12 protein-coding genes are annotated in these 12,714 nt (G+C 31.3%); 2 read left to right on the top strand and 10 right to left on the bottom strand.

Annotated elements, in window-relative coordinates; all coding sequences use genetic code 11:
* Positions 1 to 64: 64 nt before the first annotated feature.
* The 8 genes from BUA86_RS15235 to BUA86_RS15200 form a co-directional block, all read right to left on the bottom strand.
* Positions 65 to 1,405, bottom strand: coding sequence for an ammonium transporter (locus BUA86_RS15235; protein ID WP_072934009.1), 1,341 nt, complete (start codon positions 1,403 to 1,405; stop codon positions 65 to 67).
* 117 nt (positions 1,406 to 1,522) lie between these two features.
* On the bottom strand, positions 1,523 to 2,056 hold the full coding sequence (locus BUA86_RS15230; RefSeq protein WP_221405231.1) for a GNAT family N-acetyltransferase: 534 nt from the start codon (positions 2,054 to 2,056) through the stop codon (positions 1,523 to 1,525).
* 84 nt (positions 2,057 to 2,140) lie between these two features.
* Positions 2,141 to 3,916, bottom strand: coding sequence for an AMP-dependent synthetase/ligase (locus BUA86_RS15225; RefSeq protein WP_072934008.1), 1,776 nt, complete (start codon positions 3,914 to 3,916; stop codon positions 2,141 to 2,143).
* 104 nt (positions 3,917 to 4,020) lie between these two features.
* Positions 4,021 to 4,257, bottom strand: coding sequence for a hypothetical protein (locus tag BUA86_RS15220; protein ID WP_072934007.1), 237 nt, complete (start codon positions 4,255 to 4,257; stop codon positions 4,021 to 4,023).
* A 3-nt stretch (positions 4,258 to 4,260) separates the two neighbouring features.
* A complete protein-coding gene (locus BUA86_RS15215) occupies positions 4,261 to 5,712 on the bottom strand; it encodes an MATE family efflux transporter (RefSeq protein ID WP_083580402.1) in 1,452 nt (483 codons plus the stop codon).
* A gap of 149 nt (positions 5,713 to 5,861) precedes the next feature.
* Positions 5,862 to 6,839 carry a C-type lectin-like domain-containing protein gene (locus BUA86_RS15210; protein ID WP_072934006.1) on the bottom strand — a complete coding sequence of 326 codons (978 nt, stop codon included), beginning with the start codon at positions 6,837 to 6,839 and terminating at the stop codon, positions 5,862 to 5,864.
* 21 nt (positions 6,840 to 6,860) lie between these two features.
* Complete coding sequence (locus BUA86_RS15205; RefSeq protein WP_072934005.1) at positions 6,861 to 7,841, bottom strand: C-type lectin domain-containing protein; 981 nt, start codon at positions 7,839 to 7,841, stop codon at positions 6,861 to 6,863.
* Positions 7,842 to 7,854: 13 nt separating this feature from the next.
* Positions 7,855 to 8,826: a C-type lectin domain-containing protein gene (locus BUA86_RS15200; RefSeq protein ID WP_072934004.1), complete on the bottom strand. Its 972-nt coding sequence runs from the start codon at positions 8,824 to 8,826 to the stop codon at positions 7,855 to 7,857.
* Between the two features lie 275 nt (positions 8,827 to 9,101).
* Between BUA86_RS15200 and BUA86_RS15195 the strand changes: the two genes are divergently transcribed.
* Positions 9,102 to 10,067, top strand: a complete 966-nt coding sequence (locus BUA86_RS15195) for an NAD(P)H-dependent flavin oxidoreductase (RefSeq protein ID WP_072934003.1) — start codon at positions 9,102 to 9,104, stop codon at positions 10,065 to 10,067.
* A 9-nt stretch (positions 10,068 to 10,076) separates the two neighbouring features.
* Entirely contained in the window at positions 10,077 to 10,946 is an 870-nt protein-coding gene (locus BUA86_RS15190) for an acyl-CoA thioesterase (RefSeq protein ID WP_072934002.1), read from the top strand.
* Between the two features lie 45 nt (positions 10,947 to 10,991).
* On the opposite strand, the gene BUA86_RS15185 is transcribed toward BUA86_RS15190, so the two are convergent.
* Positions 10,992 to 11,843, bottom strand: coding sequence for an aldo/keto reductase (locus tag BUA86_RS15185; RefSeq protein ID WP_072934001.1), 852 nt, complete (start codon positions 11,841 to 11,843; stop codon positions 10,992 to 10,994).
* 48 nt (positions 11,844 to 11,891) lie between these two features.
* Positions 11,892 to 12,704, bottom strand: coding sequence for a hypothetical protein (locus BUA86_RS15180; protein ID WP_083580401.1), 813 nt, complete (start codon positions 12,702 to 12,704; stop codon positions 11,892 to 11,894).
* Positions 12,705 to 12,714: the final 10 nt, after the last annotated feature.

The following is a 12,714-nucleotide window of genomic DNA, read 5'->3' as shown; positions in this document are numbered from 1 at the left end:
ATTCGAATGAATCGGATTTTTTAGTCAAATAAAAAACATCAAAAATTGCATTATTATGAAAGATTTAGAAACTTTCTCCGTGCTGAGAAATATCTAAACCTTCAAACTCTGCTCTATCTCCTACGCGCAAGTGAATCATTTTATTCGTTAAATAAAACAATAAAATTGCACCAAAAAATGTAAAAATTGAAACGAATAGTAATGCGATCATGTGGTGAGTAAATACTCCTATTCCTCCATGTAATAAACTTGCATTTTCTCCGTGTGCAAAAATTGCCGTCAAAATCATTCCCATAATTCCTCCTACTCCATGACAAGCAAAAACATCTAAAGTATCATCTACTTTTTTCAAGACTTTCCAGTATAATAAAGAATTAGAAACAATTGCAGTTATAAAACCAATGAATAAACTTTCTGGTATTGTAACAAATCCACAGGCAGGTGTTATTGCTACTAAACCAACAACAGCACCAATACAAGCTCCCATAGCAGAAACGTTTCTACCATTTAATCGATCAAAAAATATCCATGTTATCATTGCGGATGCGGATGCTATTGTAGTTGTACCAAATGCTAATGCAGCAGTGGAATTTGCCCCTAAAGCAGAACCTGCATTAAAACCAAACCATCCAAACCAAAGCATTCCTGTTCCTAATAAAACAAATGGAATATTAGCAGGTTTATGTTCTCTGTTTTTTCTTTTTCCTATAACAATAGCTCCTGCTAATGCTGCAAAACCTGCACTCATGTGCACAACAGTTCCTCCTGCAAAATCTTTTACTCCGAAATATTTATTTAATAAACCTTCTGGATGCCAAACCATGTGACAAAGTGGTGTGTAAATTAATAAACTGAATAGAACCATAAATAATAAGTAAGATATAAATCTTACACGTTCAGCGAAAGATCCTGTTACCAAGGCTGGAGTGATAACAGCAAATTTCATTTGAAATAAGGCAAATAAAACAAAAGGAATTGTTGATGCCATGTCTTTATGAGGAAATGCTCCGACGTGATTAAAAAAGGGATATGAAAAAGGATTTCCTATTAAACCATAATGCTCACCATTGATTGTGATTCCGATAGATTCTCCAAAAGAAAGAGAAAAACCAACGACAACCCATAAAATAGAAATAACGCCCAATGCTATAAAGCTTTGCAACATGGTTGAAATAACATTTTTCTTTCCTACCATTCCTCCATAAAAAAATGATAATCCTGGTGTCATTAACAATACTAATCCTGCGGCAGCTAAAATCCAAGCTACATCGGAATTTACAATATTATCTTCTCCTAAAAATTCTCCAGTGTGAGGTAAATCTGTTACAGGTTTCCAAAATAACCCGGCAATTGCTACAATTGCAATAATGGCAAATGAAACTTTCCATTTCAATCCGACTTTCATAAGTTCTTGTTTTTTTATTCAAAAATATAAAAAAAGAACAAAAAACAAATTTTACCCCTAATTTTTTAGGAGTAAATTATATATATTTCTATTTTTAATAAATAATAAGTGTGTTTTTTATGGATTACTTAATAATATTTTCTCAAAAGCTTTTCTCATACCCCCTCTGTAAAGAACTTCTCCACAGTAATGATAATCTAACTTTTCAAAAACGCGTAACATTCCTACATTATCAAAGTTTGTATCAACTCTTATACTATTAATATTCTTAGATAATGCTACTTTTTCAGCTTCTAGCATAATCCAAGTTCCTAATCCTTTAATTTTAATTTCTTGAGAAACTGCCAATCGGTGTATAGCTATGTATTGATTATCTGTTATCCATTCTCCAACCAAATCATTGTAAGCAATTTCTTCTTTATCACTAATTGCTACATAAGCAATTATATCAGAATTATTTTGCTTTACAACATATGCAAAACCATTGTAAATATCATCTTTGATGACATCTGGATTTGGGTATCCATCTTGCCATTGATCACTCCCCTCTTCTCTTCTTTTTTGAATAGCTTGTTGCAAAATATTCCAAATAGAATCTAAGTCTTCTATGACAGCCTTATTTAAACTTAAGTTTTCTAACATTTTTTTCATTTAATCAATATAAAATTAATCATATATTCTAAAAACAAAGTAAATCAATCCAAAAAAAAATGCTATCCGAAGACAGCATTTTTTTTAAGCTTTATTATATAATTTCTTATAGAGATCTTGGTATTTAGCCAAAACATTTTTTCGTTTTAATTTTAAAGTTGGTGTTAATAGACCTTCATCTATTGTCCATTCTTCAGGCGTTAATTCAAATTTCTTTATTTGTTCCCAATGCCCAAGACCTTGGTTCATTTTTTCTATTTCTCTTTGAATTAAATCTACAATAGCAGAATTTTCTATTAACTCTTCATTCGTTAAAGGAACTGCTATGTTTTTAATTTTTAAATAATCTTTTAACGTCTGAAAATTTGGTTGAATAATTACACAAGGCATTTTTTCACCTTCTCCTACAACCATTATTTGTTCTATGAATCGAGATTGTTTAAATTTATTTTCAATAATCTGAGGAGCAATATATTTTCCTCCAGATGTTTTAAACATTTCTTTTTTACGATCCGTAATTTTAAGTAATCCTTTTTCAATTACTCCTATATCACCTGTTCTAAAATAACCATCTGGTGTAAAAGCTTCTGCTGTTTTTTCTGGATCATTGTAATATCCTTGAGTAATATTTGGTCCTTTAACAAGAATTTCTCCGTCTTCGGCAATTTTAACTTCTACTCCATTTAACGGAGCACCAACTGTACCTATTCCAAACATTCCTTTTTTCATCGCATTTACAGAAATAACAGGTGATGTTTCTGTTAATCCATAACCTTCTAAAATTGGAATACCAGCTCCCCAAAATATATGATTTAATCTTGGTGCTAAAGGTGCTGAACCAGAAACCATACAAACTAAATTACCTCCAACTCCTTCTTTCCATTTACTAAAAACTAATTTTTTAGCAACAGAATGTTGTATATCAAATAAGAAACCTTTGGATTCGTATGGATTATAATCTTCTACAAGATTTAAAGCCCACATAAAGATTTTTGTTTTTAATCCTCCTGCAGATGCTCCTGTATTATAAATTTTATCGTAAACTTTTTCAACCAATCTTGGTACAACTGTCATTACATGAGGTTTTACCTCTTTCATGTTTTCACCTAATTTATCTATACTTTCTGCATACCAAATTCCTATACCCATGTATTGATATAGATAAATTAGCATTCTTTCGAATACGTGATTTATTGGCAAGAAACTTAAAGCTATTCCATTTGCTAGAACTTCTGGAACACGCTCTTTCGACATAATAACATCTGAAACTATATTTTCGTGAGTTAAAAGAACTCCTTTTGGACGACCTGTTGTTCCTGAAGTATATATAATTGTAGCAATATCTGAAGGTTTAACCAACTTTTTTATACTATCTACTTCGTGTTGAGTTGAAATATCTTCGCCTAAATCTTTTATCTCGTTATAATTAGGCACTCCAGGTATTTCTTCAAAACTATAAATACCAACTAAAGATGGTACTTTAGATTTAACTGAATTTACAGTATGATATAATTCTTTATCAGAAACAAAAATAAACTTACATTCAGCATCATTTAAAATAAATTCAAAATCACTTTCAGATAAAGTTGGATAAAGAGGAACACTAATTGCTCCTACTTGTTGAATACCGATATCACAAATATTCCATTCTGTACGGTTATTAGACGTAACAATTGCTATTTTATCTTCTGGTTTTATTCCTAATTGTAATAAACCTCTACTAAACGCATTTGCTTTTCCGTAATATTCTTGTGTGGAAGTTTTTACCCAAACCCCATTTACTTTGGTTACTAAAGAATCTTCTCTTGGATTATTTTCGAATTGATTTTGAAGAAAATCAAATAGTCTTTTTATTTCCATGGCTTTGAATAAATTTATAATGCAAAATAATAAAAAATACTTTCTAAAACAAGTAGACAAAAAAAATAGTGTAAAAATTACACTATTCCTTTATTTGCTATTTTTTATTCTTCTTCATCTAAAGAAGCCATCTCTGCATCATAAAAATCAAGAGCTTCTTCGATTAAATTTGCTACCTCAGTATCAAATTCTTCATTATCTTCTTCTTCAGAAATATCTTCAAACCATTCTATGTCATCATTCTCTACATCTAATAAAAAACGAGGATATTCTGTGTGTAGAATAAAGATTTTATCTGGAAATGCAGAATTATCTGCAACTAAAAATTTTGGTAATTCCATTTTTTATATATTTTTTAATTTATCTTCTAAATTTATCTTCACATTCGGATTATCTCTAATCAATTTATTTGTTTGTCTATTGTATCTAATTATTAAAAATACTGCCGAAGCCGTTAAACCTACACCTAAACCAATCCACATACCAAAAGCACGCATTTCGAATATAATTGCTAAGGTAACACCAATAGGAATAGCAATCAACCAATAAGATACAAAAGTTAAGATTGATGGAATTTTAACATCCATCATCCCTCTTAATGCGCCTAATAAAACCAACTGTATTCCATCTGACATTTGAAACAGCGAAGCTATAATTAATAATTGAGCAGAAAGATTAATTACATCTTGATTATCTAAATATATTGTTGGCAACTGATAACGGAACATAATAAATAATACACCACAAATTATCATAAAAGTAAGTACCATCATGATACAAGACCAGCCAGCTTCTCTTAACGTTTTATAATCTTTTAAACCTAATTGATTTCCTATACGAACCGTCGCAGCAACACCAATTCCTGTACACATCATAAAAGTTGTTGAAGCTAAATTAATTGCTATCTGATGAGCAGCTAAATTTATTTTCGCTAATTCTTGATCTGCAATTGAATTTGTAAATGTATAACCACAAACAAATGCTGCTAAAGAGAATGCACTCATTTCAAAAAAAGAAGTTAATGCTGTTGGAATCCCAATTGAAGCAATTCTTTTGAAAATGATCTTTTTAAAATCAGCTACTTTAAAACTTGCTTCTTTTAAGACTGATTTAGTTTTCTTAAAGTTTAATAGAACAATTAACAAGAAAATCATCATAACTAATCTTGCAACAAAAGTTCCCCAAGCCGCACCAGCAACTTCTAAACGAGGAAATCCCCAATTTCCATAAACCCAACCATAATTTAATACGATATTAACAACATTACTTAAAACTGTTGCTATTGTTACTGGAATCGTTAATGATAACCCCTCTGATAATTGACGGAATGTTTGAAAAATCATTAATGGAATCATAGAGAAAGTCATTATCGTAAGATAAGGAATACACTTCTCTACAACATCGGCTGGTTGCCCCATGTAAAACATTAATGGTTTTAAAAATGTTATTAATAAAAATAAACACACCGACAATGTTACATTTAACACCAAACTATGAGAAAAGTATGCACCTGCCATTTTTTTATCTCCTTTAGAATCTTCCGCAGCAATCAAAGGAGAAAGTGCAAAACTAAATCCGAAAGCAAATACTAAAATTGCAAAAAATAATGAGTTTCCTAAAGATGCAGCAGCTAAGGATGTTTTCCCTAAAACCTCATCTTCAATATTATCATATTTTCCTCCAAGTCCACCGACCATAATATTATCAATAATGTTTACTGAGATTTGTCCCATTTGAGTAATCATTACTGGTAATGCTAATTTAATATTACGTCTTAAATGCTCTTTTAATTCCAATTTATTTATTTTTATTACGTGCAAAGATACATCAAAGGTTTTGCATCTACATTTAGAAATTGTGAAGGATATTCTTTTTATAAAAAAATCCTTTAGCAAAATTTACTAAAGGATTTTTTAAGTTTTAAAATATTGTATTTAACAAACTGTTACTGTTGAAATTCTACAATGAAACCTCTAATTGGATTTGAAGAACTTCCTGCAGCAGGAATATCATTCCAAGGATGTGTCGATGTATAACCTCCTCTTACAACAGTTTGATTACTATTTTTATGATAAAAATGAACAAACCCTTCTGTACCTCCACTATTATTGGGTTCGTTTGTAGCAAACCAATTTAATTTAGCCACCGATGCTGTTCCTTGAGCTGCATAATTATGATTTGGTTGCTCTCCAGTTATCCATTTCATTTCTGGATTTGGAACCAAAGCTGTTCCTGCATTCCAACTATATTTTGCAAAACCTATCCATCCACCGTTCGTATCAAAAACTGTTAATGGTGTTATTAAATTTGCTTCAACATATTGCCACTCTGCATCTGTTGTAAAGGTTGCTAAATAACCTCCTAAGCTTTTTGCTGCATAATAAGCCTGATACCAAGTTACATTTCCACTCGTTTGGTAAACAGCATAAGTATGCCCGTTACCTGAAAAAGTTCCAGTAGCAACCTTAGTTATTGTTACACCTGATATAGCAGGAACCGCAGCAGTACTAGCAGTAGCTGTTGAACTTGGTATATAACCCAAAATATTAGGATCCACAATAGATGATATATTTATTTGACCACTTTGAGAACTCATCATTTTTTTCCAAATTGCTCCATCAAAATAATAAATACCTTCTTCGTTTATATTAATTCTTGGTCCTGTCGCCGTTCCTCCAGCAACACCTGTTATATAAATAATTGCTCCTTTCTGATTAACACCATAAACAAATGTATTATTCGTTAATTCTTGTAAAGTTAATCTTGGAGGTTGAAAACCTAATAATTGCGTATTATCCAAAGCACTTGATACTCTTCTTACATCAATATCTAATGACACTTTTGGCGCTTGCGTATTAATCCCTACTTGTGATAAAACTAAAGTAGATAAGCATAAATTAAACAGTATATATATATGTTTCATTGTCTTTTAATTTTTTAAATATTACTGCTGAAATTCTACTACAAATCCTCTAATTGCTTGTCCAGTATTATTTGCCTGAACATCATTCCATGGATGTGTTGAAGTATATCCATTATAAACCCTTGTATTACCTATTGAAGCTCTATAAAAGTGTACAAATCCTTCTGTACTACTACTATTATTTGGTTCGTTTGTAGCAAACCAGTTCGACTTTCTTACAGCAGAACTTCCTCCTTCTGAATAATCATGATTTGGTTGTTCTCCAGTTATCCATTTCATTTCTGGATCTGGAACTAATGCTGTACCTGCAAACCAGCTATATTTTGCAAAACCTATCCATCCATCGTATGTATTAAATTCTGTACGAGGTGTTATTAAATTTGTTTCAACAAACTGCCATTCAGCATCTGAAGTAAAAGTCGCTAAATACCCTCCTAAACTTCTTGCAGCATTGTAAGCCTCATACCATGTAATTATTCTACCAGCTAGGTAAGTCGCATAAGAATGTCCATTTTCATTATAAACAGCAGATCCTAATTTAGTCACAGTTGTTCCACTAATTGTAGGCACACCTGCAGTCATTGCATTAGCAGTTGTACTTGGTACATACCCTAAAATATTTGGATCTACTATAGAAGATATACTTACGATATTATTAACAGATAAAACCATATTTTTCCATACGCTTCCATCAAAATAATAATAACCTTCATCTACAATATTTATTCTTTGACCAGTTGCAGCAGTACCAGAAGCATCTGTAATATAAACTAACGCTCCAACTTGATCTGCTCCATATGTAGCAGTAACATTACTTAACTCTGTTAAAGTAAGTCTTGGTGCCTGAAAACCATAAGGTCTATTGTTATCAAGTATATTCCCTGAAGTATCTCTAGCAACACTTACATCTAAAATAGAAGTAGGTGTATTTGTATTAATTCCCATTTGAGCTAACAACAAACTAGATAGAAGTAAATTTAAAATAATATATAATTGTTTCATAATTCTTTAAATTTTATTGTTGAAATTCAACTATAAACGAAGTAATAGTTTCTCCCGTATTATTTGCAGTAACATCATTCCATGGATGAGTAGTACTATATCCACCATAACTTACTGTATTATTAGAACTTGTTTTATAAAAATGAACAAATCCTTCTGTACCTCCACTATTATTTGGTTCTCCAGATCTAAACCAGTTAGATTTCCTAATCGACGTAACACCTCCAGCGCTATAATCATGATTTGGCTGTTCTCCTGTTATCCATTTCATTTCAGGATTTGGAACCAAAGCTGTTCCTGCATTCCAATTAAACTTAGCAAAACCTATCCATCCAGATGGTGTAGATGTACTTAGTAAACCTGCATCAACAAAAGCCCACTCAGCATCTGTAGTAAATGTAGCTAAATAACCACCTAATGATCTTGCTGCATTATAAGCTTCGTACCAAGTTATTACTCTTCCAGCAATATAATAGGCATAAGAATGTCCGTTTGTTGTATAGGTTACATTACCAGCTTTAGTAACAGTTGTTCCAGTAATTGTTGGCACACCTGCCGTCGTTGCATTAGCAGTAGCGCTTGGCACATACCCTAAAATATTAGGATCTATTAATGTTGAAACACTCACTGTATTACTCATTCTAGACTGTACTTTTTTCCATACAATTCCATCGAAATAGTAATAACCAATAGTTGTTACATTTACCAACTGACCAACTGCCGTACCACCAGATACATCGTTAATATAAATCATGGAACCTTTTTGATTGATTCCGTAAACCGCAGTATTTTGAGAAAGTTCTAATCTACTAATTGTCGGAAGTTTTACACCATAATTTTGTGTATTATCATTAACAGCTCCTGCTAAATTTCGTTTAGCGCTTACATCAAGTGTAGATTTTGGATCATTAGTATTAATCCCTACTTGGGAATTTACTGTTATAGTAAAAATGGTAAAACATATAGAAAGTAATTCTTTTTTCACTCGTCGTAATTTAAATAGTTAACCACAAATTAACCATTTTTTTAAAAAAAAGACAAGTAAAGTAACAACTTAAAACTTTAGCAAATAAATACTTAAACATAATCAATTACATAACAACCCTTTAAGGAAATATTAAATAAAAAATTTAACAACAATAGTTATTAAAGATATCTTGTATAAAATACATTTCCAAAAGAAATAATAAATCCAAAGAGCAATATATTTTTTATTATCTTTATTTCTACCATATCCAATAATTAGATAAAAAAATAAAAATGACGATACAAGAATTTAAAAACAGCTTAGATTTACCTTTAATAACTTCTCCTATGTTTTTAGTTTCTAGAACAGAATTAGTAGTTGAAGCTTGCAAAAATGGAGTTTGTGGAACTTTCCCTTCCCTTAATGGAAGAACTGCCGAAAATTTTGAGCAAATGCTAATTGACATCACTTCTCAGTTAAAAAAGTTCGAAGAAGAAACAGGAAAAAAACCAGCACCTTTTGGGGTAAATTTAATTGTTAATAAAACCAATACTCGATTAGAAACAGATTTAGCGCTTTGTGCAAAATACAAAGTTCCTTTAATTATTACTTCTCTTGGAGCCGTAAAAGAACTTGTTGACGCTGTACATAGTTATGGCGGATTGGTTTTTCATGATGTTATAAAGAAAAGGCATGCAGAAAAAGCGGCAGAAGCTGGTGTTGACGGGATAATAGCTGTTGCTAATGGTGCTGGAGGACATGCAGGAACTGCAAATCCTTTTGCTTTAATTGATGATATTCGTTCTTTTTATAATGGATGTCTTATTTTAGCAGGTGCTATGAATACAGGAAATGATATTTTAGCAGCAGAAACAATGGGAGCTGATTTTGCTTACATTGGAACTCGTTTTATTGCAACAAAAGAAGGAAATGCTGAACAAGATTACAAGCAAATGATTGTAGATTCTACTTTTGAGGATGTTTTGTATACAGATGGTATTTCTGGTGTTAATGCTAATTTTTTAAAACCTAGTATTATTCATTCTGGTATTGATTTAAACGAAAAGAAAGAAGAAGACTTTTCTAAATTAATTGGTAGTGATGGACATAAAGCTTGGAAAGATATATGGTCTGCTGGTCATGGAGTTTCTGGCATAAAAGACATTCCTACTGTAGGTGAATTAATTACCCGTATGAAATCTGAATACAAAAATGCATTAAATGAAAATGTAAATCGTCTAAATAATTTAAAATTTTAATATCGTATAATGAAAACAACTCAAGAACTAATCGAATTAATTTCTCTCAAAAAATTAGAAGAAAATTTATTCGAAGGTGAAAGTTCTTTCATGGGAAGCCCAAACGTATTTGGAGGGCAAGTAGTTAGCCAAGCATTATATGCGGCTTATCAAACCGTTCCTGCAGATCGTTTATGTCATTCGCTACACTCCTACTTTATTTTACCTGGTAATTTAGAAATTCCTATTTATTACGAAGTAGATAATTTAAGAGATGGCGGAAGTTTTAGTACACGAGTGGTTACCGCTAAACAAGAAAACGAAGCTATTTTTGTAATGACATGTTCATTTCAAACGAAGCAAGAAGGTTATGAACACCAAGAAGATATGCCTATTGTAAAACAACCAGAAGAATTAATGAGTTGGAATGATATTGCAGAACAATTTGGCACTATTTTACCAAAATCTATTATGAGGTTTGTATTAGCAGAGCGTCCATTAGATTTTAAACCAATAGAGTTTATTAACCCATTCGAGAAAAAAGATTATGACAACTTTAGTAATGTATGGTTAACTTTTCATGATGTTCCAGACAATTTACCTTTACCTGTCATTCATCAATTAATAGCTTATAGCTCTGATTATAATTTATTATCTACCGCTATAAAACCGCATGCATCTAAAGCTAATTTCGGAAATACACAAATGGCAAGTTTAGATCATTCTTTGTGGTTTCACAGAACACCTAATTTGCAAGATTGGATTTTAGTAAGTAATGAATCTCCTAGCGCAAAAGATACGAGAGGTTTTACTAGAGGAAATCTTTTTAACCGTTCTGGTGAATTAATTTGTAGCGTGAGCCAAGAGGGTTTGATTCGACCAATACAAAAAGGCAAATAATTAAAAAAGTCTTGCCGATGGCAAGACTTTTTTAATTCTCTAAAATTATTTCTTAGCAAAATGTTCTATAAAATGATCCGGATGCGCTCCAGTTCTTTCATCATTATCAAGAGAATCTATTTGTTTAATATCATCATCTGATAACTCAAAATCAAAAATATTCGCATTTTCTATAATTCTTGAAGAATTTACACTTTTTGGAATTGTAGCAACTCCTTTTTGTAAATCCCATCTTAATATAATTTGAGCTGGATTCTTGTTATATTTCTTAGATATATCAAGCAATAATTCATTATCCAAAATTCTACCTCGCATTAATGGTGACCATGCTTGATAAGCAATATTTTCAGTTTTACAAAAATCTACTAAATCTTGCTGTATCAACCTTGGATGAAATTCATTCTGTAAAACCATCGGAGGAATCTCTGCTATATTTTTCACTTCTTCTATATGATGCTGTAAACCATTAGAAATTCCAATTGCTTTTACTAAACCGTTTTTATACAATTCTTCGAAAGCTTTCCAAGATTCTAAATATAATTCTGGAACAGGCCAATGAATTAAATACAAATCGATATAATCTAAATCGAGATTTTTAAGTGATTTTTCAAAAGCTTTTAAGGTTTTATCATATCCACAATCCTCAATCCAAACTTTAGTTGTTATGAATAATTCTGATCGATCGACATCTAAAGATTTTATTGCTTTACCAACTCCATCTTCGTTATTATAATAAGATGCTGTATCAATTAATCTATAACCATTTTCAACAGCTGTATGTATAGCATTGTTTAACTCTTCTCCGTTATTTGTTTTATAAACACCTAAACCAAAATAAGGCATCTCTACCCCATTGTTAAGTTTTATTCTTCCGTTTATATCTGTCAACTTATCCATGTTATAAAAATACAAAAAGCAATTAAGAAATTGCTTTTTGTTTATGTTTTAAAATATATTAAATGCTAACTGAATGTTACCTGAATTATTAATTGGACTCCAAGTTGCTGTTGCGCTAATTGGTAATTCGTATCGTCCTAAATGCAAAGTTCTACCCATAATAAAACCAACATTTGCTAAACCAGATTTTGGTCCATAAAAGTTTCTTCCTTTATCTTCCTCTTCTGGCGAAAGTGCAAAAGCACCTCCAACAACAAGATCTAAATTAATGGCTTTATTTTTAACAACTGGATAAGATGCCTCAACATAAGATGAATAAAGATTCTTCTCATTATTTACACCTCTATCACGTCCTTGTATAACTGTAGACCAATATAATCTTAGAGGAATTTTATCTGAAACGACATAAGCGACAGATAAATCTAAAAAGTGTCCCGTTTTATTTGCATCATATTCAAAGAAATCAGAATTATTCCAAGTTGCATTGGTAGAATAATTGTAGATATCCCAAAGTGCAAATGTTAAATTCTTTACAGGTGAATAAACTACATAATAATCAAATTCTCGGTAGACACCATTTGTTCCGTAACCTCCCCAAATACCAGCTTTTAATTTACCGTCATTTGTTGATACACCAGCATCTACTGCCATAACAGCAGAATTTGTAACTGCTAAACCTCTCCATAAATGCATAGATTTAATTTGTCCATGAAGATAAAAAGGCGTTATTTCTTTTTGAAACTCATCATTTAAAGACATCGAAATACTATCCGATTCTTCTTGTACTTCTTGTGCAGAAACAAATGAACCACCTAGAAGTACCGCACTAGAAACTATAATTGTTTTAAAATCGATTCTCATATTAATTGTG

Source organism: Chishuiella changwenlii, from assembly GCF_900142565.1.
In the GTDB taxonomy this organism is placed as follows: domain Bacteria; phylum Bacteroidota; class Bacteroidia; order Flavobacteriales; family Weeksellaceae; genus Empedobacter; species Empedobacter changwenlii.
The sequence above is the reverse complement of the archived record's forward strand: the minus strand, read 5'-3'. Positions and strand labels throughout refer to the sequence as shown.

Bases quoted from the DNA above. Each gene is read 5' to 3' on its own strand.
- BUA86_RS15235 (WP_072934009.1), bottom strand. From the start codon at position 1,405: ATGAAAGTCGGATTGAAATGGAAAGTTTCATTTGCCATTATTGCAATT.
- BUA86_RS15230 (WP_221405231.1), bottom strand. From the start codon at position 2,056: ATGAAAAAAATGTTAGAAAACTTAAGTTTAAATAAGGCTGTCATAGAA.
- BUA86_RS15225 (WP_072934008.1), bottom strand. From the start codon at position 3,916: ATGGAAATAAAAAGACTATTTGATTTTCTTCAAAATCAATTCGAAAAT.
- BUA86_RS15220 (WP_072934007.1), bottom strand. From the start codon at position 4,257: ATGGAATTACCAAAATTTTTAGTTGCAGATAATTCTGCATTTCCAGAT.
- BUA86_RS15210 (WP_072934006.1), bottom strand. From the start codon at position 6,839: ATGAAACATATATATATACTGTTTAATTTATGCTTATCTACTTTAGTT.
- BUA86_RS15205 (WP_072934005.1), bottom strand. From the start codon at position 7,841: ATGAAACAATTATATATTATTTTAAATTTACTTCTATCTAGTTTGTTG.
- BUA86_RS15195 (WP_072934003.1), top strand. From the start codon at position 9,102: ATGACGATACAAGAATTTAAAAACAGCTTAGATTTACCTTTAATAACT.
- BUA86_RS15190 (WP_072934002.1), top strand. From the start codon at position 10,077: ATGAAAACAACTCAAGAACTAATCGAATTAATTTCTCTCAAAAAATTA.
- BUA86_RS15185 (WP_072934001.1), bottom strand. From the start codon at position 11,843: ATGGATAAGTTGACAGATATAAACGGAAGAATAAAACTTAACAATGGG.
- BUA86_RS15180 (WP_083580401.1), bottom strand. From the start codon at position 12,704: ATGAGAATCGATTTTAAAACAATTATAGTTTCTAGTGCGGTACTTCTA.